We start from the raw sequence: 26,887 nt of genomic DNA on the forward strand, positions 1-26,887 counted from the left end.
ATGAACCCATCATACATTTCCTTATTTATTTACACTGAAAATTCTGACTAGTAAATTAATAGAGTTATTATGTTGTCAATATACTGGAATAATTCATTTAGAGCCTTGTAACTGCTGCTATTTGAATAGGGTGGAAAAAATCTTATGTTCATACTAACCCCGACTTTCATTCAATATAATCTCGACTTCGTATCTATGTAAGCGCATTCATATAATGGAGAGACAAAAATAAAAAGCCTCCGAATAATTTCAGAAGCTTTGGTCAAATCGCTCTAGCCATTCCCATATTTTCTTTTGAATTTTAGAGGAACCTACAACAAGCCCTCTCTCGATTTTATTTAAATACGAAGCAGAAACTTCAATTTCCTCCGCGATATTCGTTAGCGTAAGGTTATGATTCCTGCGTACTCGATTCATACGCTGGATGAGCTCTGTCTGGAGACTGCTCTGCATATCCTTACTAGTCGCAACAGACTTGGCGGGCTTCTTCACTCTCTCAATCGACCGGTAATGTTCTTTTATTTCAGGAGAAGGATCGATAACGATGGAAGTATTTAGCCAATATTTGGCCCAGCCCTTTCCTTCCGCTCTATTTTCATCCCAGTTGATATAGTACCAGTCGGCAATAATTTTATCCTCCACTAATTTATCCAGCGCCTTTTCAAACCGCTCCCTTGTTCTGATTGGTAGACGATTATTTAGCCCATGCCCGCAAACTTCCAATAGCGTATTCACTTTGTTTAATTGCTGGTAGTCCCCTTTATATGCCTGTGTCCTCCATCTCCAGCTTAAATAGCGGCATAATTTTTTCTCAAGGTTAAATCGTGCCGGATGATAGTGCATTGCTTTTAACGGAAGTAATGCCATCTGCCGCTTGGACGAGACTAAATATTTCGCGAATACTTTATCGACCGTAAATGTTATGGACTTACCGCAAGTCTCCTCATTCACTTCATATTCCTCACCGTTTGCATTTTTGAATAAAAAGGTCCTGCCTTGGACTTCTACCTGAATTGGCTTGTTATTTTTGTACATCACGGTTTTATCAATGGTTAGCCACAGACTTTGAATCACCTTTAAGGAATGGATGACCTGTTCCCTCTGTTTTGTTTCAAAGCCCCCACGCCGCCCATCTCCATTGAGTTTAGGCCGGAGCCCCCTCATTGTTAAAATATCCCTTAATTCAATTTCAACAATATCGTCTAGATTTTTTGCCAGCTGTAAATAAAGATGACAAAGAATATCTAGTACATCCACATCGATAATGGACATTTGCCGGACTAAATTTGAAGCAATTTGTTGCATATTTTCATAAGCAGAATTAAAGTTCCGATTTTCCTTAATAAACGGAATGATTTGAAGATTCCCGCTCGTATTTCCCTTCTCAAAAATATATTTAGGCCAAATACCTTCATCACCTATCACAAATTTCTTTTTATAAATCGCTTCTCTCACTACATGATAGGCTACATTATTCAGAACATTTGCATAGTTGGACATGTATTTCGGTTGAAGTGCATCACTGCCTGCCCCACCATTTTCAGGCTGTTCGATGACACTACCAAGTTGTAAAGAGGCGGAAACATTATTATTTATTTCATTGATCAGTCTTCTTTGCCATTCTTTAAGATAATGATCGACATTATGACTGAACTTCCTAATAAATGATTTATTAGTTGCCAGATTAAAGCGCAGTAATTCAAAAAATTTCACATTTAACTCTTCTATCGTTAATTCTTTGATACCTCTGATTCCGTCCAGCAGAATCATTTCCTCTAAAATAAAGATTTTTAATTGATTCTGGAGCCAAATATAAAAATTATCCCACGTATCCTCTTTACCTATAAATGTTTCATTCTGTATAATTGCCTTCGTTTCCTCAATAGAATTCTCTAGCAATTGATCGTTATTTAATATTGCATTACTTCCCTGAGTGCTATGGGCTACAATATAAAAGTTAATGGAAATCGCCATCTTTTCAATTATTCTTTTTCGCAGCTGTAACCGAATTTTATAATATAACTCCTTATTTCTAGCATACTCCTCCTCATCAATAATATAACTTGGAGTATTCGTATTGCCTTCATCCTGTTCCAGATCGACAATGGAGCCCTCCTCAATATGTCTGTCGAAAAAGAGACTGTAATTCATTTTTTCAATAGGAGCATCATTGACCGAAAGAACATAAAAATTTTTTATTCTGTGCTTTTCTTCCTCCATTGTACGTTCCAAATATACCTGCGTAGATTCATTAGTTATATAATTAAACATAGCACCCTCCCACCGTACAAAGAAAAAGTAGTATAATTAAGAATAATTTCATCATAATGCAAGAATTTTCTTAATATTCATATTTATTATACATGACTTTGTGGATTTTTTGACTTATTCTATATATTTTAAGTGATTTGTTATTCTTGATTGGTAGATGTCTAGAATATAAAAAAGCGCTTCTCTTTCATTGAAGAAAAGCACTCATTTTTTGATACGCTATTTAATTTTTAATAATTGTTCTTCCTAAATGCTGACCATTTTTAATTGCTTCAATCGTGTGAGGTAATTCTTCAAGTGAAATTTCACTTATTAGAGTAGTTTGAGCAATATTCCATTCATTCGCTATTTTATCCCAAATATAACCTCGATCTTTAATTGGCACATTTACTGAATCAATTCCTAAAAGGTTAATTCCTCTAAGAATGAACGGCAGTACTGTCGTTGTTAGTTTGATCCCGCCTGCATTTCCGCACATACTCATACTTCCGCCATAAGAAATTTGAGGGATTACTACAGAAGCAATTTCTCCTCCAACAGTATCTAGGACAAAATCAAACTTTTGCTTATTTAACGGTTTATTGAATTCTCCTAATTCGTCTGCAAAAATGACATCAGTAGCTCCTAAAGATTTTGCTACGTCAATCTGATTTTCTTTCCGAACTAACGCAGCAATATTTTTGTAACCAATTTTTGATAAAATTTGCACAGCTATACTACCTACTCCGCCAGTTGAACCAGTGACCAGAATCCTCGGATCTTTGTTTAAATCCATACCCTTATCCTCTAATGCCATGATAGAAAGGGCAGCCGTAAATCCGGCTGTTCCAAAAACCATCGCATCTTTTAAAGATAAATTATCCGGTAAAGGAACAATCCAATCTGCGGGAACTCTGGCATATTCCGCAAAACCTCCTGTATGGCTCATACCCATAGCAAAACCTGTCACAATTACTTTCTGTCCTTCTGTATAGCGATTATCTGTTGAATGAACAATCGTTCCGCTTAAATCTATTCCAGGGATAAGCGGATAATTCCGGATAACGCCTCCATTTTTTTGAACAGCTAACATATCTTTATAGTTTATTGAAGAATAGGAAACCTTAATTAAAACTTCGCCATCTGAAAGACTGTCGAGATTAACATTCTCCAAACCGTAAATCACCTGATCTTGTTCTTCTTTTACAATAATTGCCTTGAATTGATCCATAACAATCTGCCCCCTTCTGCAACAAAACATTTCTATACCAAAAATGTTTTATTACAAAAACTTACATGATATGATAGGTAATGTCAATATGGGGGAGATAAAATGGAATTAAAAGATTGCATGAATTTTTTGCTGAGCGCCAGTCAGAATAAGGTTTTTAAATATTTCAGCAAACTTTTGGAGGATTATGGCGTAACACCTGCCCAATATGGTGTGCTGAATTGTTTGTGGAGAGAAGGGCAATTATCGCCTAAACAAATTGGTGAAATGGTATATTTAGAAGCCCCTACTGTCTCGGGGATCTTAGATAAAATGCAAAAAGCCGGACTAATAGAACGTTCAATCGATCCAAACAACCGTAGAAATGTTTTAGTAATGGCGACTCAAAAATCGGAAGAAATCAGAGATGAAGTGGAAGCTGCAACAATTGTGTTGAATAATCAAGTTCTCGAAAACTTGACAGATAGCGATACAGAAGTGCTGAAAAGGGCATTGGAAATAATAATTAAGTCTGATTTTTAATTATAGATACAATTTTCATCGGGTAATCGCTTAATGTGCCCGACAGATTAATCCAACCAATAAAAACACCGAAACGCAAAATCTAACCGCGTCTCGGTGTTTTCAGGTTATTCATCTATTCGAACGCAGGAGTAGCCGTTTCGTCGTAGTTTTCTTGCAGGAAATTACGCACTTCTTCACTCGTCATCGCTTCCGAAAGCTTTTTGATTGCTTCGTCGTCTTTGTTGTCTTCACGCGCAACTAAAGTAATGGCAAAGTCGTTTTCTACACCTTCAGTTAACAGTGCATCACTTTTCGGCGTTAAGCCAAGTGGTGCCGCATAGGCAGGTGTCATAACAACCGCATCCGCATCATCGTACATACGTGCTAGCATTAACAGGTCAACTTCTTTAAACTGAAGATTTTTCGGGTTGTCCTCGATGCTTGCTAATGTGTAATACACATCCGTTTTTTCCTTTAATGTGATTACACCATGCTGGGCAAGCAGCATTAACGAACGGTCAACGTTTGAAATATCGTTGGCAATCGCAACAGTTGCCCCATCCGGCAACTCTTCGATTGTATCATAATTTTTTGCATACACACCGTAATTGGCAAAGTAAATTGGCTGGATCGGCACTAAATTCGCATCATTGTTCCGATTAAATTCCTCCATATACGGCACGTGCTGGAAGAAGTTTGCATCAACTTCCTTTGCAGCTAGTGCACTATTTGGCTGTACATTATCGCCTAATACGACAATTTCCAGATCAATGCCCTGCTCTTCTAATTTAGGCTCGACTAGCTCCAGAATATCTGTCATCGGTGAAATTAATGAGGCAACTTTTAATGTTGTCTCTTCCTTTTCTGCTTCTTTATTCGTTTCTTTTTCTTCATTCTGTCCGCAGCCAACTAAAGCTAATACTGCCGCCACACTTAACATCCATCTTTTTTTCACAATCATTCTCCTATCTTTTGTCCAACCATCTTGCTGCAGCCGTACCAATCATTTGAATGAGCTGCACCAAAATAATCATAATGAAAATCATGTAAAGCATTAGATCTGTCTTGAATTGCTGATACCCGTAGCGAATTGCAAAGTCACCGATACCGCCGCCCCCGACAACACCCATAATTGTGGAATACGAAATAAAACTGACTATTGAAGTCGTCAGGCCGAGCACTAGTCCTGAACGCGCTTCCACAAAAAGAAAACTAAAAATAATACGTCGAACCGAAGCCCCCATTGAAACAGCAGCCTCAATTACACCTTTTGGCACATCAAGCAGTGACTGTTCGACAAGCCTTGCATAATGGGCAATGGCAATAATCGATAACGGAACTGTTGCCGCAACCGTACCGATTGCCGTACCGACAATGAGCCTTGTAAAGGGAATCAAGAATACGACTAGCAGCAGGAATGGAAACGAACGGATCGTATTCACCGCTAAGTTTAGTATGTTGTAAACGACACGGTTTTCAAGCAACTTTTCTTTCCCGCAAAGAAATAAATATGTACCGATTGGTAATCCGATTAATACGGCAGCTACAATTGACACACCGACCATGAAAAACGTTTCACTGATGGCCCGCCAAATTTCGGCTTCATATTGACGCAATACATCAGGCATGTCCGATTCCACCTTTCACGAGCTGATCGACGAAGCTTTGCGGATGATGGCTCGTATCAATTATGCCATTAGGTGTTAACTCAACTGTTTCGTATATTTGCCCTGCATCCAGTACAGTAGCCCGATGGCAAATACTTTTAACGACTTCAAGCTCATGACTGACAAGCACAATCGTCACACCAAGCTCCTTATTAACCTTCTGTAAAACACGCAATATTTCCGCAGAGGTGTTTGCATCGAGCGCAGAGGTTGGCTCATCACAGAGCAGGACTGCAGTTTCATTCGCAAGTGCTCTTGCAATCGCCACACGCTGCTTTTGCCCGCCGCTCAGCTGGGCCGGATATTGACCTGCAAACTGTTCAAGCCCGACAAATTTTAGGCATTCGATAACACGTGCTTTCCGCAGCTTTTTCGGATAGTTTGCCAGGACAAGTGCAATTTCTACATTATCATGGACGGTTTTATTTGCGACAAGGTGAAAATGTTGGAAGATCATCCCGATTGATTTTCTCGCTTCTCGAAGTTCAGCATTTTTTAAAGCTGTTAGTTGCTGGCCATTGATGAAAATATTGCCGCTGTCCGGTACTTCCAGCAAATTCATCAAACGCAATAACGTCGATTTCCCTGCACCGCTTGCCCCGATCAAACCATGAATTTCCCCTTTAGCAACCGTTAATGTCACATCTTGAACGGCCATGAAAGAGCCAAACTTTCTTGTAACTTGCTGTAATTGAATCACCTGTAAAAACACCTCCACTGCATACCCAATCGATTTCTAATTATAGTAGAAATTGCATCAGCTACCAAGAGAAATGTTTAATGTAAAAAATACCAGGTTCCTTAAATTTGCAAGTTATCGATTATGTACAATCCATACAATAAAAAAGACTGCCGCAAAGTCAGAATTTATTTCTAACTTCCCGAACAGCCGATTAGTATGATTAAAACTTAATAAGGGACTTCATCTAATTTAATTGGTGTTGTTTTTTTGTCCTTCCAATCATCATAGATAGAAGCATATAAAACAGTATCTGAGATTGATCCGTCTTCATTTTCCCATGCATTTCGTAAATAGCCTTCTTTTACGAAGCCTGCCTTTGTAAAACATTTTCTCATCGCTAAATTATCTGCTCTTGTATACCCTTCAATTCGGATCTTACCTTTTTCACCATACAAATAATCTTGTAGCCAACTTAACGATTTTTGACCGATGCCTATTCCTCTTGCTTCTTCCGTTAACCTAAGATCAAACAATGGAATTGTATCTTCAATGTCATCGATTATTATTATTCCAACTTTTTGTTCTTTTTCAATAATCCAAAACGTTTCTTTTCCCTCAGAGTAATAGCCTTTGTCAATCGCTCTTTTTATCGCTGCCGGATCTAACTGAATCTTCGCATGAAAAGGCCAATGATTGGAACATAGTAAATCAATCAGTTCTTCATTTTCCAATTTATATTTCTTAATTTCCAAAACAATCACTCCCTTTCAAATTGAAGCAGTTTCACAAGTTCTGAAATCGAAATAGGATGGTAGTTGACCTCCTGGTATGTCCAAAAGTCATCCCCTTTATATCGTGGAACTATATGTATATGAAAATGTGTACCCTCATCCATAATCGCGCCGTTATTTTGAATAATGGTTAGCCCGTCTACCGGAAAGTGTGTTTCATATACATTTATAATCTGTTTCTGCAGTTTAAATAGTTCCATTAATGCTGAATCAGAAAGCTCGCGGATATCCATAAAATGTTGTTTTGATATAATTAATAAGTGACCGGACTGAATCGGATCGATATCTAAAACTACTTTAAAATTATCGGTTTGGATTAGTATTTGTTTCGTTTCTATCCCCTCACAGAAAATACAAGTCATAAAATCCCCTCATTCATTTTCTTAAATATCGACTGCACAAATTGTTCTTTATAGGTTGTGTAATCTGCAATTCCTTGCATATCTGTTGAGAAAAATCCATTTTTAAGCGCTTCGTATTCTTTCTTTACCGCTTCATTTGCATTCAAATAATCTCTAAAAAAGCGCATTTGATGCCACTTTTCCTTATTGAATTCTACAAGATGGATGAAATGAGTTTTCGTTTCAAATGAAGCATCTGTAAATTTTGCGCAAATAATTTCATCAGGTCTTTCAACTTGTAAGCGATAAAAACCAGCTTCCTTGAGTCCCATGAAAAAGGCTTTATCCAGCAAGTTAAAATTTTCAACACCTATTACAATATCAATTACCGGCTTTGCCGAAATCCCTTCAATAGATGTGCTACCGATATGTTCAATCTGATACGACTGTAAATTCGTGTGCTCCATGATTTTTTTCTTCGTGTCAGCAAATTCCCTTTTCCAGCCGGCTTCATACGGCACAAGTACAACTTCATTCTTTTTTAATCCGAGTTTCATCAAATCCAATCCTTTCGAACCAATTTTGGGGAGAATTTTTCCTTACTGATGCCATTCAAATAGTAAAATGCGATTTTCGGTTTGCTGATAAATTGCCGTGAATGTATCTGACTGACCATTTTCTGATTGTTGGAAGTAGAAATCGCCAGGTTCTACTTTAGTGGAGTATGCTTCAATCGTAATTTTGAATTCTTCATCTTGCTGGATTTTATACATATTTTGACCTCGGCTTATAAAATGGGAAACGGGTCGATTTGCCTCTATTAAATTACCCTCTGTCACTTTTATAAAATCATGAAGTTGTTCAGGGTTAACCTTGCTATCATACAGTAATTCCGTTACCCATTCCCCATCTCCACGAGCGGGATATTTTGTTGACCACACATTGATAATTTCATTTGGAACCGGTAACTCTACACCCCAGCGTTCTTTATAATGAGCCGTAATTTCTTCTGGTGTTGTCGATAACCTGTAGAGGGAAATAAAGAGAAGTAACATGACAGTAAATACAATTAAAAAGAGAATAAATTTTTTTATAGAATCTCCTCCTGCTAGTACGATTTATCTGTCAATCATATATAAATTATTCAACTGTCAATTTAACATATACTTCACGGTGTCTGAATTTCTTATCTTGGCAAAATAAACATACAAGCGGATTACCAATGATGTGCACTTCATATATACCTCTACTTCGTACCATTTCATAACACCTCTCATACCATTTTGGTTATCATTACCAAATATTAATACATCTATATTATAAAGTCAGCAAAATTCCGATTCTTTCTTAAAGCCTCAAGTTTAAAGCTCAAACCTAAAATAAAAACCCTATGCAGAGTTAATCCTGCATAGGATTTCGCAAGCTCCGTTTCTTATGCCCAAAAAACAAGTGAACGTTTTTTCATCTCTTCTCTGTATTGCATAGTTGATATCGGTAAAACTTTATTCGTTTTATAATCCATAATTACACCATGGCGGCGAACGACATCCATTTGATTAATCACGCCTGCATTGTACAGGCCTTCAACCTCATGAGAATCCATTTCCAACCATTGACACCGGTTATTACGGATATATTCACGCTCTTTTAATGTTGCTTCGTAATCCACTTCAAACGCATCAATATCCCGGTCGATTTCATAAATAATTACGCCGTAATCAAGCTTTGCACGCTCTATCGATACATATTCATCAATCACATCTTCCAAAACTGCATGAATATCGCGTTCTAACGGGTCGCCTAAGCCGCCCCCACCTGCAGATGGTCGTGTAAATGAATCACCCTTTTTCACTTCTACATTGGAGAAAATCGTCCCTAAAAACTCTTCATCTTCTGTATTCGGATTAAGAATAGCCCCTTGTGGAATAGAAGGTAATCCCCCTTTGATGCCCCATGTAATCGAGCGGGAGCGGTCACAACAATAGGACATAACCGTATTATTGGTATCTGTTAAAATACCGCCCTTTTCAACACCGCAGCCACCGCGGTATTTACCCGGTCCTGCAGAATCGGTAATGATTTGATGCTTCGTCGTAATGACCGGTGACAACCGTTCCTGACCTTCACATGGCTGAACACTTAACCCTACACCGAAAACCGGAGAAGTTGTATTTGCGCCATCTCGGTCAATACGACCGCCATGACCGCCTGCCATCCAGTCGTACCACATAAAGTACTCACTGCCATTTTGCCGTTTATCATAACCGCCAATTAATAAATACTCCAAGTTAAAGGAACAAGCAATAGCACGTTCCGGCATAATGTTTGACCATAATTCAAAGCACGCATTCATGATTTTTTCAAAGGACCCGGAACAGTAACCCGATACCGCCACTGGACTCGGTGCATTGACTACCGTATTTTCAGGAAGATATGTTTTTACGACACGATAGAAGCCCGAGTTTAGCGGAATGTCCGGGAAAAATGTCTTTGTCCCTGCATAAGTTCCCGAAAGTGCCGAACCAAAACCGGCATTTAAGAAGCAGCTGATGTACGGGTGGGATCCGCTTAAATCATATAAAATCTCATCGTCCGTAATTGTCATTTTCACACGGATCGGAATTAGACCATCCCCAAGCTGCGGATCCATATCAATATAATCCACGGTTTCCCATTCCCCTTTAGGCAAAGCCTCGATTTTTGCTTTCATTAAGCGCTCCACATAATTTTGTACTTCATCGAAAGCTAGTAAAACCGTATCAATCCCGTACTTGTCAATCATCTCATTTAATTGTTTTTCGCCAACTTTTGCGGCTTCCACTTGTGAACGTAAATCTCCAATCCGTTCTTCCGGAATCCGCATATTTTTTACGATAATATTGACGATATCTTTTAAGTACTGGCCTTTACTGTAAATCCGTACAGGCGGAATGCGCAATCCTTCGCCGAAATGTTCTTTCGCTGTAATATCGAAAGATCCAGGGTTTGAACCACCGACATCTGCCCAGTGCCCGTTCGTTTGCATGAGAGCAATAAGTTTTTCTCCATGGAATACAGGTAAAACGACTCGGACATCACTAAAATGTGTCCCGCCACGATAAGGATCATTTACTAAAAAAACGTCACCAGGATGAATGTCATCTGCGAAATCTTCCAAAACAGCCTTCGCCGTCAAATGCAATGTTCCTACATGAACTGAAATATCCTGCGTCCCTTGCATGACCGTGTTTCCCTCGGCATCACATAGTGCACAACTAAAATCACGGTTATAAATCACAAATGAATAACATGTACGTAACATTTGCTCTGCCATTTGATCTACCAGATTGACAAACCCGTTTTTTAACACTTCAAATGTTACGGGATCTAGATTTTGCACTTTATTATGTTCTGCTAATTTCATCGTACTCATAGAATTCATCCTCCTTATCGTTTATTCGTTCACCGTAATAATGATATTTTTATAGACATCTACTTCCGCCGTAAATCCTGGTGGGATGACTGTCGTCGTATCTAACTGATCTACGATTGCCGGACCTTGTATTTGTGTGTAGACTGGAATTTTATCGCGGTGATACACTTTCGTATCTACAAATTTCCCTTCGAAATAAACAGGGCGTGTTTCTTTATAAGCATCTTCAATCGTTCCTTCTGGTTCATATTGCAGAAATTCCGGTTTTGGCACAGTTCCAATGGCTGTTACACGCAAGCCGTAAATTTCGACCGCCTGTTCAGGATCGGAGAAAGCAAATTCACGTTCATGTTCCTTATGGAAAGCAGCCAGTACATCTTCTAATGAAGTTAATTCATCCGGAACAACAACAGCCAATGAACGCCATTGCCCCTTATAGCGAAGATCAATATAGTTCATCAATGTAGAAGTCTCTTCGGAAATCCCCTCTTCTTCCAGTAGTGCTTTTGCCTCAGTTCGCAAATCGCTGAACTGGTCAGTTAGCTCTTCAACAGACACATCTGTCACTTTTTTCACGTACGTTTTTGAAATATCATGGCGCACATCAACAAGCAGACAGCCCATTGCAGCAGCCACGCCCGGATGTGTCGGAATAATTATTTTCGGGATATTTAAATCTTTTGCTAAATAAGCTCCGTGTAATGGTCCTGCCCCACCAAACGCTACAAGAGCAAAATCACGCGGGTCATAACCACGACGTACCGAAATTAATCGAACTGCATCGCTCATATTGGCATTGGCCACTTGGATAATCGCATTCGCCGCTTCTTCAACAGTCTGGTCAAATTCATCCGCAATGGACTTAACTGCCTTAATTGCTGCAGATTTATCCAATTGCATTGTGCCATCCAGTAAATTTACACCTAAACGGCCTAACACTAAATTCGCATCCGAGTTGGTTGGCGATATTCCTCCACGACCATAACAAGCAGGGCCCGGTGCAGCACCGGCACTTTGTGGACCATTACGCAAAGATCCCCCTTCATCCTTCCATGCAAGGCTCCCCCCACCTGCTCCAATCGTTAAAATCTCTATACTCGGGAACCCAATTGGATAACCATATTCAATCGACCAGTCTTTTGTAATACGAATATCACCCTCGAACATAAGGGAGATGTCGGTACTCGTTCCGCCCATATCCAAACCGATTGCATTATCAAATCCGCATAATTTGGCTATATGTTTACTTGCAATCGCTCCAGCAGCAATCCCGGAGCTAGCTAACCTGGCAGCATAACGAGGAACCGTACTGGACGTCATTACCCCGCCTCCTGAATGCAAAACTAAAATTTCCTCTTCGTAGCCTTTTTTCTGCATTTCATCGCTCAATTTACTAATATATTTACTCATAATCGGTCCTAGAACGGCATTAATAATTGTCGTGCTCATCCGTTCATGTTCAAAAATTTCCGGCAGTACCTCGCTGGATATACAAACATAGACATCTGGCAGTTCCTCTTTTAAAATTTCTTTTACTTTTGCTTCATTTTCTCCATTTACATAGGCATTAATAAAACAGACGGCAATAGATTCGGTATTTCTGCGTTTCAGCTTTCTTGCTAATGCTCGAATTTCGTCCTCCTGAATTGCTTCTAAAATATTCCCTTCATAATCCGTCCGTTCTGTAACCTCAAATCGATCACGTCTTTGAATATAAGGCTTTGCTGTATCTTTATACGTATCCCATATGTCTTCTTTCGTACCACGGCGAATTTCAGTTACATCTCGAAAGCCTTTTGTTGTGATCAGTGCTGTTTTCGGGAGCTTTCGTTCAATCAGCGCATTCGTGCCTACTGTTGTGCCATGAGAGAATATTTTTATATCCTTCCCATTTAGTCCAGCCTTCTCAATCCCATTAATAATGCCTTCTTCTGGGTTAGATGGTGTAGAAGATGTTTTCGTTACAAACACTTCTCCTGTATTTTCGTTGAATACAAAAACATCTGTAAAAGTTCCACCAACATCAATAGCTAAACGAGTATGTGTCATAGAGATACCTTCTTTCATAAGGAAGTTGTATTGTAATGAAGCGGACATTATATGGCCGTTTTTATAATTTAATTTAATTTAATTCAATATTCCGATAAAACATTCGACTATTTCGTATTAATCGTAACGGTCTTCATTGTGGTGAAAAATTCTTTTGCTGCCTGACCTTGTTCGCGAGCACCTGTACTAGAGTTTTTCACACCGCCAAACGGAGCTTGTGGTTCTGCTCCGCCAGTTTCATCATTTACCTGAACAAGCCCTACTTCACTGCGCTTAATAAAATCAAACGCTTTTTGGATATTTTTAGTGTAGATTGAAGCACTTAAACCGAACTCCGAATCATTCGATAATTGAATCGCTTCCTCGTAATCTTTCACTTTCACGACAGCCAGCACCGGTCCAAATATTTCTTCGCGTGCAATCGCCATCTCATGAGTTACATTCTTGAAAATCGTTGGCTGAATGTAGTAGCCTTGTGTTTCATTAAAAGCTGGTTCACCACCGAAAATAAGTTCTGCGCCTTCAGATTTCGCCTTTTCTATTGCCGCTAAAATATTTTCATATTGTCCTCGTGAGACAACAGGTCCCATCGTAACACCAACTTCAATTTTCTTTGTTTCATCAATTAATAACGCCAGTACTTCATCGTAAATCGTTTGTTCGATATATACACGGCTTGTGGCTGTACAGCGCTGACCCGTTTGTTTCATTGCACCTTCGATTGTCAATTTTGCTGCTGATTTTAAATCGGCGTCCGCTAAAATAATCGCCGCATTTTTCCCGCCAAGCTCCAGCTGTATTTTTTTATTTGTAGATCCGGCTGTATTTAAAATACTTTGTCCAACGCCGTTTGAACCAGTAAAGGTAATTGCTTTTACTTCAGGGGCTTCTAATAAAACTTGCCCGACATTTAAACCGCGTCCCTGTACAACATTGACAACGTGTTTCGGAAATCCAGCCCGTTCGAATAATTCGCCAAGCAGCTTTCCAGTCAATGCTGCTTCAATTGAAGGCTTCCAAACTACAGTATTTCCGTAAACTAAAGCCGGTGCAATTTTCCACAGTGGAATGGCTACAGGGAAATTCCAAGGTGTAATTGCTGCAATTACACCAAGTGGTACACGCTTCGTATACAAAATTTTATCTTCATTGGCAGAAGGCAGTATTTCACCCGTTGCGCGCATCCCTTCCTGTGCATAGTAACGTAAAATCGAAGCACCACGCTTTACTTCACCGATCATTTCATTCTTTGTTTTTCCCATTTCACGTGAAGCGGTTTCCGCTACAATATCTATTTCCTCTTCCAGTAAATCAGCCAATACACGTAAAATTTCGCCGCGAGCAACAGAAGATTTATTTTTCCATTCTCTATATGCCTGATGGGCTGATGCAACGATTGCTTTCGTTTCATCTACCGTCAGAAGTTCAACTTGGCCGATACATTCAGCCGGATTGGCCGGATTGAATTGTTCACGGATTTCTCTAATTATCGTTGTCATAAAATTCCTCCTTTAATAGACACAGTTTGCAGTACATCTTTAAAGACTTATACGGAAGGTTGTGAACATCGGCAACCGCTTTAAATGCAATCATTGACGTCCTTGAAGGGTTCAAAAAATGTCGCCGGGAATTATGCCGACACGTTATTCATTATTTTTTATTTCCTTTGGAATCCCGATAATTAATTGCTTAGCCTTCTTTCTCCACAATATTTTTACGCACAAATTCAAATGTCTCGTCTAAAATTCTTAGCATTTCGTTTAATTCAGCTTGCGATAAAATTAGCGGAGGCGCAAATACAATCGTATCTTGTTCATACGTAACTGTTCGCAAGATTAAGCCTCTTTTCATCGTTTCCTGTACAAAAATCGGGCTCAGTAAAGTGTCGAAAAGTTCACCCGTCTCGCGGCTCTTTACTAACTCAATCGCTCCAAGTAAACCGAGTGTGCGGACACGGCCGATAAAGCTGTATTTATCCTGTAGAACACGGAAGCCCTCCAGCATTGCTTCACCCATTTTGGCTGCATTTTCAACAAGGTTTTCACGCTCAATAATTTCAATATTTTTCAGCCCTACTGCACATGCTACAGCATGGCCACTGTAAGTATAGCCGTGCATTAATGTCCCTTTCGATAGCTCACATAAATCCAGGTGAATATTTTCCGAAATGATAACTCCGCCAAGTTGTGCATAGCCACTTGATACACCTTTTGCGAACGTAATCATATCCGGAACAACATCGTAATGCTGCATACCGAATAATTTACCAGTACGGCCGAAACCAGTAATTACTTCATCAGCAATAAATAAAATGCCGTACTCATCACAAATTTCACGGACTTCTTTAAAATAATTTTCCTGTGCGATATTTACTCCACCCGCTCCTTGTACTGGCTCCGACATGAATGCCGCAACTGTTTCAGGTCCTAGCTGTTCTATTGTGTCACGTAAATTACGTGCAGACTGGTTGTATACATAATGGAAACCAGGTGCATGTGAGTTTGTAAAGTCACGGAATGCTTTTAACCCGGTAGCATTTGTTGCCCCCATTGCTACCCCATGGTAAGACTGGGTACGTGAAATAATTGTCTGACGTTGCGGCTGACCTTTCAGTACCCAGTAATGACGCGCTAATTTAATCGCCGTATCATTGGACTCGGAACCGCCTGAAGTGAAGAATACTGTATTTAAATTTCCAGGGGCCATTGATGCAATTTTGGACGCTAAGCGAATGGCCGGTTCATTACTAAACGTTGCAAAACAAGAGCTGAATGCTAACTTTCCCATCTGCTCCTTTGCCGCTTCTGCGATTTCTTCACGACCGTGCCCAACATTGACATTCCATAAAGAAGACATTCCGTCAATGTATACATTGCCTTCCATATCTTTTAAATAAATTCCTTCACCTTCTGTAAAAATGGCAGCCGGTCCATCAGCTTGCTGTTGTTCAATAGAAGATGTTGGATGGAGAAAATGTTTCTGATCCAATACTTTTAACGTTTCTTTTAACTGAATTGTCATAAATAGTTCCCCTCATTTCGTTTTATTTACCTACACCTCTTTATGAGCAATTCTCGTGCCAACTTTGTTTGAAGGGAATTATAAGTATATAGAAATCTTTTAACAACAAAAAACACCACATTTTAATAGATTCAAAAGTGATGTCTTTTGATATTTCAACATGCTTTGCATGTATTAATACAATAAAATTTATAACGGCAATTTTTATAGGTATTTACACAATTTAAATTTAAAATTGCAAAAATGATGCATAAATACATCATCTGTCTTCATACGAAATATTGCGCGTTAAATGATATTTTTGTATTTTCCGGACCAATGTTGACTGATCACAGCCGAGAGACTTAGCTGTTTCACGAATGCTTGGATGTTCAGATAGTGCTTGTTTAATTAGCTGCTTTTCAAATAGAGCCACTTGTTCTTTTAGCGTCCCCTCAAATTTGGGATGCATGATTTGTTTCGTTACAAATTTCTCCTCATGCAGATTTTCTATTGCATGGGCAATATCCGAATTGCTGTCTAATTCCTGTTTAACCATATTCACAGTTATTTCCGGCTGAACAGCAAGTAGGCATATCCGTTCTACGATATTTTTGAGCTGCCGGACATTACCGGGCCAGTTGTATGCCTTAAATATTTTCAATGCGTCTTTTTTAATCGTCCGGTGGATACCATATTTTTTATTGATTAATGCTAAAAAATGATTTACCAACGGAATAATATCTTCCCGACGATGTCTTAACGGCGGCACTTCAATAGGAATAATATTCAAGCGATAATACAAATCTTCTCGGAAACTGCCCTGCCTTACCATCTCTGATAAATTCCGGTTTGTTGCAGCTATAATGCGGACATCAATAGGTATCGGCTTTCCACTGCCGATGCGCTGAACCTCGCATTCCTGTAACACGCGCAATAATTTCACCTGTAGCAGCAAGGGCATCTCACCAATCTCATCTAAAAATACTGTACCGCCTGAAGCAATTTCAAACAGCCCTGCTTTACCGCCTTTAATTGCACCTGTAAATGCACCTGCTTCGTAACCAAAAAGTTCCGATTCCAATAATGTTTCAGGTATCGCACTGCAGTTAATCGTTAATAATTGCTTGTCGCTGCGCCTGCTGGATGTATGGATGAGCTTTGTGATTTCTTCTTTTCCCACCCCCGACTCCCCACTGATTAATACAGTAGAATCCACTTCGGCTACTCTCATCGCACGATCTACTACTTGTTCCATAGCATGGGACATCGATATTATATTTGATTCTTTTGTATGTATCGCTTGTAATTTGTTTTTAAAATTTTCATTTTGTATTTCAAGCTTCTGTACTTCTTGTTCCAATAATTTCAGTTCGGTCATATCACGGGTTATGGCAACTACATATTGCAATTCCCCTGTATCATCGAATATCGGCTTCCCCGTGACTAAAAAGCACTTGCCATTAATAAACGTCTGCAAAATTGTTACTTTTTCTTTTGATTCAATCACTTTCATCGAGATCGAATCACTCATCAATCCTTCTGCCATTGCATCTTTCGCATATCTTCCCATTAGATTAATACCGACAATTTCAATATCGTTTTTATTTTGAAACAAAATTTTGCCATGATGATCACAAATCGTAATGCCGTCAGAGATGGAGTTAAATACTTTTGTCGAAAGCGGATTCATAAAATCGCTGTCGCTGAACTGATTTAACGAGCGCACATTAAATAAATTTCCCTGTGCCGACTCCAGGACTTGTACAAAGTAGCCATCTACCTCAAATAACTCTTTTCCATTTTTATAATGATTTATAATATTTTCGATTAAGTCCGACTGGATTTTGCTTTTCAAAATGATTTCATCGTTTTTTACTACAAAAAAATGCTCTCCTTTATGAAATCCTACTATTGGCATAATGGTCACATCCTCTCCAAAACACCCTTAGACAGCCTGTATCTAAGGGTATTCTTCACCTATTCTATTCGGATAGTAAGTTATCCTTTATTTCCTCTACTTTTACTTCTTTCTGTATAGCCGGTTTGACAGAGAACTTTCGCATGACAAAAAATATAAAAACGGAACCAATCAATACTAATGTACTTAAGTAAAATTGAGAGCGTAAAGATTCAATTAACATTTGGCATAAATAAACGACCGCCAAAACACCGATTGTAATATAAGATAAGTACGGGAACAGCCACATTTTTATCGCAAGAGGCTCACCAGAAACCTTTTCATAATGACGACGGAACCGGATTTGTGAAATGGCGATGAAAATATAAACAACAATCATTAATCCCCCAACACTGTTTCCTAAAAAGTAAAAGATCACTTCCGGAGAAACGAAGTACATTAATGCACAAATATATGCAACAACTGTACTGCCAATTATGGCATGTACCGGTGCTCCCCGCTTGTTTTTAATTTGTGAGAACATTTTCGGTGCATCGCCTTGACGCGACATTTCAAGCAACATGCGCGAACTTGTATACAGAGCAGAATTTAATACAGAAATTAGAGAAATAAAAATGACGATCTGTATAATTTGTGCTGCAACCGGTAAACCAGCCATTGTTAAAATATTTGCATATGGTGCAGCTAGCATAGCCGAATCGTTCCATGGAACAATCATAATCATTATCGCAACAGACCCGACAAAGAATAACCCTAAACGGAATACAACGTTGCGGATAGCACGTACAATGTTTTTTGCCGGATTTTCAGATTCTGCTGCTGCTATTGCTGCAACCTCCGCACCACAAATAGAAAAAATTACAAATACAATCGCTGTCGCAACCGGTACAATCCCATTTGGTGCAAATCCGCCGTACGATGATAATAATTCTAAACTTCTCGGCTCATAATTTGGCCATAATCCCACAATCATTAAAATACCAACAATCAAAAACACTATAATTGCCGTTACTTTAATAAACGACAGCCAATATTCAAATTCACCGAATGATTTAACAGAATAAATATTGACAACTGTCATTAATAGAGTAATCCCTACACCGCCAACCCAGACTGGAATAATCGGAAACCAGTTATGCAATATACCTCCAATGAGTGCCGCTTCTAGCCCGACAATAAACACCCAGCTGGCCCAGTATAGCCAGCCTACAGTAAACCCTGCCCATGGACCAATATATCTTCCAGCATAGGAAGCAAATGAACCAAGCTCTGCAGAACTACCTCTTTTTTTACCTAAAGCGAGTTCTCCTGTCGCCATTTCCCCAACCATTTGCATAATCAGGACAATCAGAAAACATGCAATTGCATACGATATAACAGCTGCAGGACCCGTACTTAAAATATTTTTCCCGGTTCCTACGAATAACCCTGTCCCTATGACTCCTCCAATTGAAATCATCGTAATATGACGCGTTTTTAATGATTTTTGCAATGTGCCCATTTATTCACCCCTCAGTGTATGAATGTAGACATTTATAAAATCCTTCCTCTAATTCAATGTCTACTTTATAAGGAGCAATTTTCATGCCGAAATTTAAAAATTCAGTTTATTGTAGTTAAATAAATGAAGACCTATCATATTTGTGATGCATTTTCGCATCATTGTTGTTCTATTCTTCATCATCTCACTTCTTATTGCATCATCTATCCGAAAGTACGATTAGCTGAACTGACAATTTTCATTTCTTCCCGGTATTTTGCTACAGTTCGTCTTGAGATTTGGATTCCTTCCTTACTAAGAACATTTGTCATTTGTTGATCGGATAATGGTTTTTTCTTGTCTTCCTCTTCAATCAGCTCTTTTATCCGCTTCTTAATATACATTATGGAATCCATTTTGCCCGAAGCATTGGTTAGCCCTTTTGTAAACAAAGACTGCAAAGCATAAATTCCATGCGGTGTTTGAATATATTTCCCCCGGATAGCCCTGCTGACTGTTGATTCGTGCACATCAAGTACTTCAGATACATCTTTTAAACGCATCGGCTTGATTGTATCCATTCCTTTTGCAAAAAAATCTTTCTGTATTTGTACGAGCAACCGAGCCAATTCATAAAGTGTCTTATCCCGCTGCTCAATGCCCTCCATTAATGCAAGTGCATCTTTAAGTGAATCTCGGTAATAGGTTTCATTGTTCGCATCATTTTTAAGTAGTTTCACATAAGTTTCATCAATTGTAACGGATGGCAAATAGTGACGGTTTAATTTGATCGTCCATTCCCCTTCAACATTTTTGACTGTTAAATCTGGGATGATATATGGAATTGCTTCCACCTTATCTCCTGTAATCATCGGGTTCAAGTTTTTAATATAGTTAACAGTATGTTGTACTTCCTGAAGTGGCATTTTATATTTTTTACTTAACTTTTTAATTGCCTGTGTTGCGACCAACTTTAAATCGGCATTGATAAATTCGGCTGCCATTTTTGGAGCATATGGGTCATGATCAATTTGAATCAACAAATACTCTGTATAGCTGCGAGCACCAACACCAACTGGTTCAAAAGTTTGGAGTAAATTCAATATTGCCTCGACATGGACAATACTCGTGTTATATTTTTTGCATACAAATTCTAAATCAGTATCTAAAAATAAACGATCATCTAAAGACTGGATTAAAAAGTTTAAAATTTTCAAGTCCACTTCGGATAAATTATTCTGCATTGGAATCTGTTCAATTAGAAATTGTTCATAGCTCACTTTTTCCGCAAGTGTTTTTTCAATGATGTTATATTGCTCTTTACCGGATCTATTCCAGTGTGATGAAAACGTGTTTATTGAACATTTTGCCAGTTTCATAATTTCCTCGTAATTTCCTTTTACTTTTGCGTCAATTACAGAAAGAAGTGGATTTTCATTTGCTTTTTCATAAATATATTGTTCTAATTCATTCGTAGAAAATTGAAGTATTTCTAAATGCTGCAACAATTTCGCCGACAAAACCTGTGTCAGCTTCTGTGAATTGTTTAAAATCATTTGCATCACTCTCAGCCTCCAATTCCATATTTTTCTACATTATATCACTTTAATGCTAGTTTATCCTTTCTTTTCATCGCACAATAAATAAATAAATAAATAAATAAGAATAATAGGATGTAATATTCGTTATTTGTTTTAAAATGATTGGTATTTTCATTATAAATATAGTAAAAATAGCACAGCCCCTCTATAAAGGGAGCTGTGCTACACTTTGAATGCCTATACTACTAAAAAAATGCCCAATTATTCGAGGGAGGCAATAACAGCAGTTTTCCAGACAAAATAGATTTTGCAACTTTATCAAACGTATTTCACTGTGGTTTGCTTGCTGAGCTAGGCTTCACAAAATCACCTTGGATTGGTTCTGTGCCCCCATGAAATTTGATACGCAGTGATTTTGCTTGCAGGAAATCCTGATGATCCATTACTTGAAAATGAATATGTGCTTCCGAGGAATTGCCAGAATTCCCGCATAAGCCGAGCAGTTGACCTGCTTTCACTTTATCTCCTGTTTTCACACAAATAGAATCCTTCTTAAAATGGGCAATCATGCTGAATTCATTGTGTTCATGTGCAATGATGCAATAGTTTCCTGCTAGATTTTCTTCATCCATCTCACCAGGAACATTGTCTGAAATTCCGTCAATCACTTCGACAACTACACCATCAGCTGGTGCTACGACTTCGTCTCCAAATGCATAGTAATTTTCATTTTGCTGTGTCGAGTTTTTATATGTTTCGTTATTGACCATTTTGACTAAATCGTAAGCATAACGCTGCTGTTCATACGGATAATGATAGTTGATAAACTCGTTCGTGCCGCCCCAAAAAACATACCATTCATCATTAATCGGCATGTTGTATGTATTTTTCGTCCATATTTGATCGCTGTTTGGATAGGTTGCAAACGGTTTTAAATAGATTGCCTGAATAATATCCTGCCTGTCATATGCTATTACAACTGCTTTGGAATAAGTTTCATCAACCCAAATATGCCGATCAAGCCCTTGAAATGTATTGGACACGATACACGTATAACTACTCACATTTGAATTATAGTCTAAAGAAAGCTGGCGAAATTGTTCTAACGATACTAGGTTCTGAAACGACTTTGTTGTTTTCTCGTAGATTTCCTCAAATTCACCGGCTAAAAAATACCGACCGAACTGTTCTTTAAATTGATTATTCATTCAAATGCCTCCTCTTCCTTGCCTGTTTATTTATACGAATTTTCAGATAAAAGGTTTCAAAAAAATTCCTTTCCCATTGTAAGTATCTGCGCACGCAAAAGCATGGCCGCTTCTTTATGAACGGCCATGCCTGTGCATTTTCAATATTTACGCCATAGCAATCCACATAAAGAACAACAGGACAACAAATATAATTTTGTACTTTTCCACTTTCAATATGGTCAAGTTTGTAATCTCTTTTTTAATTGGCCACCAAATGCTTAATCCATACCCAAGCACTAATAACAAGAGCAATGGCTTATAATGTGGTCCAAACCAGTAGTAATAGGCGGCCAAAACAGCGAGGATGATTAAGCTAATTGTCATTGCAATTCCTAATCCACGAATTTTTTTCGGCCTTTCAATTTGACGGCGACTGTAGTAGCTGGTTGACATCAAGTTCATCACAATAACCCCTAGCGCAATAAAAATTACAGGAAATTGTAGTCGATCATGCGCATTTTCCAAGTGAGCTAAAACAGTGGATGGATATTGTTCATATCCTGGATAATATGCATTGTTGGTGACGTCATATAAATAGTTCCATGCCAATTCGAATTTTCGAAGTTCTCCGTTTTTATACCGCACGACAATATCATAATGCAAGTCACTCTTTGGAGGAGCCATGACAGAAGGGAGCTCTGAAATATTTTCAAATAAATAAGTCAATTCATCTATAGTAACATTTTCCACGCCTACGAAAAGTGTCGAAGTTCTGCCTCTAAACCCCTTTTCTCCGTTATTTTCATATGAGGTAATTTTAGCAATCTCTCCTGATGCTGCCTGGTTGTTTTGAATGTCCGATGTGAACAGTAAAAACAGGCCGATGAAACAGATTGACACCATTACACCTAATTCACGGAATCGCTTCATTGACTTACGGGGTTTCGCAGGTTTTTTATGAATGTTGGTGTAAATGGATTTTTTTAATGATTCATTTTCAGGGAGTTCATTTAACTGTTTTAATTGATCATCAAGCTTCATCGATTACACCTCCTAAAATTTTCTGCAATGCCTGCATCGCACTCCGCTGTGTGTTAGCAACCTTCATCGAAGTTAACCCCATAATGTCACACGTTTCCAGAATTGAAAGCTCCTCGATTTTTCGGTAAATGATAACTTCACGTTGGATTGGTTTTAACTTTTGCAGTGCCTCGTATAATTGTTTTCGGTCCTCTTCCTGGATAAGCCACTCATGCGGTACATAACCAAAATCCTGCTGCTCCGGGGCATTTGTAAATGGAAGCCACTTTATTAATGCTTTCTTTCGATAATAGTCATAAACAAGATTCCGTGCGACTTGCCTCGTATAAGTTTGGCAATTGGTTACTTTGGTCAAGTCCGTTTTATAAATTCGCACAAACGTATCCTGTGTTAAATCTTCGGCAACTTGTGCGTGAGATACCATGTAGCGTATGTACTGATAAGTTTTGCGGAACTCCTGCTCATAAAGCTCATCAAAATCCAAATCCATCACCTCTCTTACTTGTATAGACGAACGAAACACAGAAATATGTAATTTTCTTTAATAAATTTTTGCACACTGAAAAAAGCACCTCCTTTATGAGATGCTTTAGTTATTCGATAGGGATTCTACTTTTCTATCCGATTGTTCTACTTTTCGAGTTCAGTTCTCCATTCGTAGCCGTAAGTTCTACTTTCATACCGGTGCGTTCCACCTTACCCGTGAAATTTTCTAATTTCCGCTTGCCGTGTTCTACTTTATGAGTGGCGTTCTACTTTTGCCTTGAAATATTCTACTTTTCTCTTTCCAAGTTCTAATTTACATTGGAGAGTTCCACTTTCCGCTCACAATCTTTTAAATTCACTTAATCCTCATTATCTTAATCATCTTCCAAATCAGCACACCAAACAGCGCTGCCATTATGACGAAAAATGGCCAGCCGATTGTTGCCGCATCTCCTAATGCAATCGTGACAGACCGGTATACGATATAAGCGAATAATATATTAATGATATTGCGCATATAATTTAATGTTTGACGACTATTTCGGTAAAACACCTCGGCATTGGATTCATTAATTCGGGCCGGATAGTTGTGTGTTTCGGGGAATTTTTCGAAAATCATTAAAAAGAAATGCATCACAATTCCAATGCCCGGTAAAATTAACAGCTCCCATCTAGAGCCCCAGCGGTCGACATTGCCGCTGCCGTCAAAATGGGCAGGCACTTCATTCGGCAGTTCTCGCCAGTTCATGAATAGCACAATGAGCATAATTGCTAATGCTATATAGCCGATCATATCCATCAGCCATTCAGATTTTGTTTTTGAAATCTCAATTTTAGGGCGCTTTGTCAAACTCATTTCCATCACCTCTTTAGATTTTTTTAGTCAGCACTTTTTATAGCAATGTTCAGCCAATATCCGCTATACTTGAATTTAATCATCCTCTTGATAGGAGAACTACTTATGCTACTTGAAATTATTCAATTTTTACGGGAAATCGACCAAGTCATATTTTATTACATAAAAGAACTCGGACTGTATATTTATATTCTGTTATTTGCGGTTGTTTTCACGAAAACAGCCTTTGTGATTTTAACGTTTTTACCAGGAGACAGTACGGTGTTTACAAGTGGTACATTAGCGGCAATCGATAAGCTTGATTTTATGACATTGCTCATCATCTTTATCATTGCGACAACGCTAGCTGACAGCAGCAACTATTTTATCGGTAAATCGATACGGAAAATTCCGCCGAAGCGCAATCTCTTTAGGCGTTTTTTATCAGAGGAAACTAATGAAAAAGCTCTGAACTTCCTGGAAAACTATGACCGGGTTGCCATTACGTTTTCACGGTTTGTACCGTTGATGCGGACAATGACACCATTTATATGCGGATATTCCGGCTTTTCGTATGGAACATTTTTGCGCTATAACTTCATGGGGGCCGTACTTTGGACAGTTGTCTGGCTTGGCGGTGGCTTTTTACTTGGAAATATTCCATGGGTTGAGGAAAATCTCGTTTTGACACTCACAATCATTTCCATCTTTGTATTTAGCTTCACAGGTTATGCGTACGTTAAACAATTCAAAAAAAAGGCAGTTACTGCCGATTGAAAAAATGGAGCCTATCACGATCAGATGATAAGCTCCTTTTTTTAGTTTGTTTGATTTTCCTGCTGATTCATTTCATGTAAATATTCAATAATTTCACGGATGCCGTCTAACGAATGAACGAGAATATTCGGGTCAATACAAGAAATCATGCGGTCTTCCAAATTGGCAACCGCCGTAAAATATTTCGTCTTTTCATAATTGACTAGCCCCATCTGCTTTAATACGCCTTCTTCAAAATCGATAATTTCTTTCGCATCGGCAACGACCAATCCATAATTAATCAACTCTGTCTTCAATACAATAATTTTAGACGTTGGTGTATTTGTCGGGCGATTGTATAAAATGGTCTGAAAATCGATTATTGGTGTAAGTTCCCCTCGAATTCGCGTAAAGCCGAGCAAGTAGTTCGGTAAATGAGGAATCGGAGTTACACGCTCCAGCTTTTCAATCGAAACAACCTGCTCAACCGGCACAGCATATTGTTCTGTGCCGCATAAAAATACGACTGCTTTTTCAATGCTCATATGGATACCTCTTATTTCGTTGTTTGAACAACGATTTCTTCCAATAGATCCGCCAGTTTTTCTAGTTCTTCAACCGGCATTCTTTCGTTTGTTGTATGAATTTCCTCATAGCCAACCGATAAGTTTACAGTAGGAATACCGAACCCAGCGATAACGTTCGCATCACTACCGCCGCCTGAAATACCGAGCTGTGGTGTACGACCAATTGCTTCAACCGCTGCTTTAGCAACTTTCACAACTTGATCTTCTTCTGTCGCACGGAAACCTGGGTACATTAACTTCACTTCAACTTCAGCACGCGCACCCATCTCTTGTGCCACACGTTCAAATGTTTCTTTCATATGATCAGTTTGAGCATTCAGTTTTGTTTCATCAATCGAACGAGCTTCCGCAAGAATTGATACTTCATCACATACGATATTTGTTGCTTTACCACCTTCAAAACGACCGATATTCGCTGTCGTTTCTTCATCGAGACGACCTAATTTCATTTGGGCAACAGCTTTTGCTGCAACAGTAATCGCCGAAATCCCTTTTTCAGGTGCAACGCCAGCATGTGCGGTTTTACCGATAATTTTTGTAAATACTTTTGCCTGGAATGGTGCTGCAACTACAATACCGCCCACTTTGCCGTCACTATCAACCGCAAAACCGTATTTGGCGATGATTTTTGAAGGATCGAGTTCCTTAGCGCCAACTAATCCGCTTTCTTCGCCTGCTGTAATGATGAACTGGATTGTACCATGTACGCTATCCTTTTCTTTTAAACGACGTGCCATTTCAAATAATGCTGCGATACCTGCTTTATCATCCGCGCCAAGAATCGTTGTGCCGTCAGAATAAATATAGCCATCTTCACGAATTTCCGGTTTAATGCCTTTGCCCGGCACGACTGTATCCATATGTACTGTAAAATAAATTGGCTCGATTGACTCATCGCCTTTTAATGTTGCGATAATATTGCCTGCACCGTGGCCGTTACGTGTATGTGCATCATCCTGAAAAATATCAAAGCCCATTTCTTCTAATTTTTTTACTAAAATAGGTGCAATCACTTGTTCATGTTTAGTTTCTGAATCAATTTGCACTAATTCTAAAAACTCTTCTACTACTCGGTTCATAATCGATAACTCCTTTAAATAACTAGTTTACGCTTTATTGTACG

General features: G+C 38.7%; 24 protein-coding genes. 2 read left to right on the forward strand and 22 right to left on the reverse strand.

From position 1 onward, the window contains the following. Positions 1 to 249: 249 nt before the first annotated feature. Both MHH44_RS12570 and MHH44_RS12575 read right to left on the reverse strand, forming a co-directional pair. The gene (locus MHH44_RS12570) at positions 250 to 2,271 is read right to left on the reverse strand and encodes a helix-turn-helix domain-containing protein (protein ID WP_340798767.1); all 2,022 of its coding nucleotides are present in this window, start codon (positions 2,269 to 2,271) and stop codon (positions 250 to 252) included. A gap of 223 nt (positions 2,272 to 2,494) precedes the next feature. Beyond that, positions 2,495 to 3,481 carry a YhdH/YhfP family quinone oxidoreductase gene (locus MHH44_RS12575; RefSeq protein ID WP_340798768.1) on the reverse strand — a complete coding sequence of 329 codons (987 nt, stop codon included), beginning with the start codon at positions 3,479 to 3,481 and terminating at the stop codon, positions 2,495 to 2,497. 102 nt (positions 3,482 to 3,583) lie between these two features. On the opposite strand from MHH44_RS12575, the gene MHH44_RS12580 reads away from it, so the two are divergent. Further along, positions 3,584 to 4,003 (forward strand): MarR family winged helix-turn-helix transcriptional regulator, encoded by a 420-nt coding sequence (locus MHH44_RS12580; RefSeq protein ID WP_008404154.1) that lies wholly within the window; start codon positions 3,584 to 3,586, stop codon positions 4,001 to 4,003. A gap of 115 nt (positions 4,004 to 4,118) precedes the next feature. Here the strand turns inward: MHH44_RS12580 and MHH44_RS12585 are convergent, their stop codons facing one another. From MHH44_RS12585 to MHH44_RS12670, 18 genes are all read right to left on the reverse strand, one after another. Then, positions 4,119 to 4,940 carry a MetQ/NlpA family ABC transporter substrate-binding protein gene (locus MHH44_RS12585; protein ID WP_340798769.1) on the reverse strand — a complete coding sequence of 274 codons (822 nt, stop codon included), beginning with the start codon at positions 4,938 to 4,940 and terminating at the stop codon, positions 4,119 to 4,121. A 10-nt stretch (positions 4,941 to 4,950) separates the two neighbouring features. Next, positions 4,951 to 5,613 (reverse strand): methionine ABC transporter permease, encoded by a 663-nt coding sequence (locus tag MHH44_RS12590; RefSeq protein ID WP_008404158.1) that lies wholly within the window; start codon positions 5,611 to 5,613, stop codon positions 4,951 to 4,953. Beyond that, positions 5,606 to 6,352, reverse strand: a complete 747-nt coding sequence (locus tag MHH44_RS12595; protein WP_008404160.1) for a methionine ABC transporter ATP-binding protein — start codon at positions 6,350 to 6,352, stop codon at positions 5,606 to 5,608. Before MHH44_RS12595 ends, MHH44_RS12590 begins: the two co-directional genes overlap by 8 nt. A gap of 209 nt (positions 6,353 to 6,561) precedes the next feature. Then, positions 6,562 to 7,086 (reverse strand): GNAT family N-acetyltransferase, encoded by a 525-nt coding sequence (locus MHH44_RS12600; protein ID WP_008404161.1) that lies wholly within the window; start codon positions 7,084 to 7,086, stop codon positions 6,562 to 6,564. 5 nt (positions 7,087 to 7,091) lie between these two features. Further along, on the reverse strand, positions 7,092 to 7,487 hold the full coding sequence (locus tag MHH44_RS12605; protein WP_339262233.1) for an HIT family protein: 396 nt from the start codon (positions 7,485 to 7,487) through the stop codon (positions 7,092 to 7,094). Beyond that, complete coding sequence (locus MHH44_RS12610) at positions 7,484 to 8,023, reverse strand: GrpB family protein (protein WP_339262235.1); 540 nt, start codon at positions 8,021 to 8,023, stop codon at positions 7,484 to 7,486. The genes MHH44_RS12605 and MHH44_RS12610 overlap by 4 nt, the downstream gene beginning before the upstream one ends. Before the next feature lie 42 nt (positions 8,024 to 8,065). Next, complete coding sequence (locus MHH44_RS12615) at positions 8,066 to 8,521, reverse strand: hypothetical protein (RefSeq protein WP_339262237.1); 456 nt, start codon at positions 8,519 to 8,521, stop codon at positions 8,066 to 8,068. A gap of 377 nt (positions 8,522 to 8,898) precedes the next feature. Further along, positions 8,899 to 10,878 (reverse strand): hydantoinase B/oxoprolinase family protein, encoded by a 1,980-nt coding sequence (locus tag MHH44_RS12620; protein ID WP_340798770.1) that lies wholly within the window; start codon positions 10,876 to 10,878, stop codon positions 8,899 to 8,901. A gap of 21 nt (positions 10,879 to 10,899) precedes the next feature. Then, entirely contained in the window at positions 10,900 to 12,927 is a 2,028-nt protein-coding gene (locus tag MHH44_RS12625; protein ID WP_065215733.1) for a hydantoinase/oxoprolinase family protein, read from the reverse strand. Between the two features lie 107 nt (positions 12,928 to 13,034). Then, complete coding sequence (locus tag MHH44_RS12630) at positions 13,035 to 14,426, reverse strand: aldehyde dehydrogenase family protein (protein ID WP_340798771.1); 1,392 nt, start codon at positions 14,424 to 14,426, stop codon at positions 13,035 to 13,037. A 190-nt stretch (positions 14,427 to 14,616) separates the two neighbouring features. After that, on the reverse strand, positions 14,617 to 15,948 hold the full coding sequence (locus MHH44_RS12635; protein ID WP_014823512.1) for an aminotransferase family protein: 1,332 nt from the start codon (positions 15,946 to 15,948) through the stop codon (positions 14,617 to 14,619). A 259-nt stretch (positions 15,949 to 16,207) separates the two neighbouring features. Then, complete coding sequence (locus MHH44_RS12640; protein ID WP_340798772.1) at positions 16,208 to 17,848, reverse strand: sigma-54 interaction domain-containing protein; 1,641 nt, start codon at positions 17,846 to 17,848, stop codon at positions 16,208 to 16,210. A 64-nt stretch (positions 17,849 to 17,912) separates the two neighbouring features. Then, a complete protein-coding gene (locus MHH44_RS12645; RefSeq protein WP_340798773.1) occupies positions 17,913 to 19,349 on the reverse strand; it encodes an amino acid permease in 1,437 nt (478 codons plus the stop codon). 203 nt (positions 19,350 to 19,552) lie between these two features. Beyond that, positions 19,553 to 20,890 (reverse strand): RNA polymerase factor sigma-54, encoded by a 1,338-nt coding sequence (rpoN, locus tag MHH44_RS12650; protein ID WP_340799515.1) that lies wholly within the window; start codon positions 20,888 to 20,890, stop codon positions 19,553 to 19,555. Between the two features lie 308 nt (positions 20,891 to 21,198). After that, on the reverse strand, positions 21,199 to 22,077 hold the full coding sequence (locus tag MHH44_RS12655; RefSeq protein ID WP_340798774.1) for a M23 family metallopeptidase: 879 nt from the start codon (positions 22,075 to 22,077) through the stop codon (positions 21,199 to 21,201). 147 nt (positions 22,078 to 22,224) lie between these two features. Beyond that, on the reverse strand, positions 22,225 to 23,100 hold the full coding sequence (locus MHH44_RS12660) for a dehydrogenase (RefSeq protein WP_340798775.1): 876 nt from the start codon (positions 23,098 to 23,100) through the stop codon (positions 22,225 to 22,227). Continuing rightward, entirely contained in the window at positions 23,090 to 23,584 is a 495-nt protein-coding gene (locus MHH44_RS12665) for an RNA polymerase sigma factor (protein ID WP_065216067.1), read from the reverse strand. The genes MHH44_RS12660 and MHH44_RS12665 overlap by 11 nt, the downstream gene beginning before the upstream one ends. A 357-nt stretch (positions 23,585 to 23,941) precedes the next feature. Further along, on the reverse strand, positions 23,942 to 24,442 hold the full coding sequence (locus MHH44_RS12670) for a DUF1648 domain-containing protein (RefSeq protein WP_008404174.1): 501 nt from the start codon (positions 24,440 to 24,442) through the stop codon (positions 23,942 to 23,944). Positions 24,443 to 24,547: 105 nt separating this feature from the next. Here MHH44_RS12670 and MHH44_RS12675 point away from each other — a divergent pair, with 105 nt between their 5' ends. Beyond that, positions 24,548 to 25,198 carry a DedA family protein gene (locus MHH44_RS12675; RefSeq protein WP_008404175.1) on the forward strand — a complete coding sequence of 217 codons (651 nt, stop codon included), beginning with the start codon at positions 24,548 to 24,550 and terminating at the stop codon, positions 25,196 to 25,198. 41 nt (positions 25,199 to 25,239) lie between these two features. On the opposite strand, the gene MHH44_RS12680 is transcribed toward MHH44_RS12675, so the two are convergent. Next, a complete protein-coding gene (locus MHH44_RS12680) occupies positions 25,240 to 25,722 on the reverse strand; it encodes a chemotaxis protein CheW (RefSeq protein ID WP_008404176.1) in 483 nt (160 codons plus the stop codon). Between the two features lie 11 nt (positions 25,723 to 25,733). Continuing rightward, complete coding sequence (locus tag MHH44_RS12685) at positions 25,734 to 26,843, reverse strand: M20/M25/M40 family metallo-hydrolase (protein WP_340798777.1); 1,110 nt, start codon at positions 26,841 to 26,843, stop codon at positions 25,734 to 25,736. Between the last annotated feature and the right edge of the window lie 44 nt (positions 26,844 to 26,887).

The organism is Solibacillus sp. FSL K6-1126 (assembly GCF_038003445.1).
In the GTDB taxonomy this organism is placed as follows: Bacteria; Bacillota; Bacilli; order Bacillales_A; family Planococcaceae; genus Solibacillus; species Solibacillus silvestris.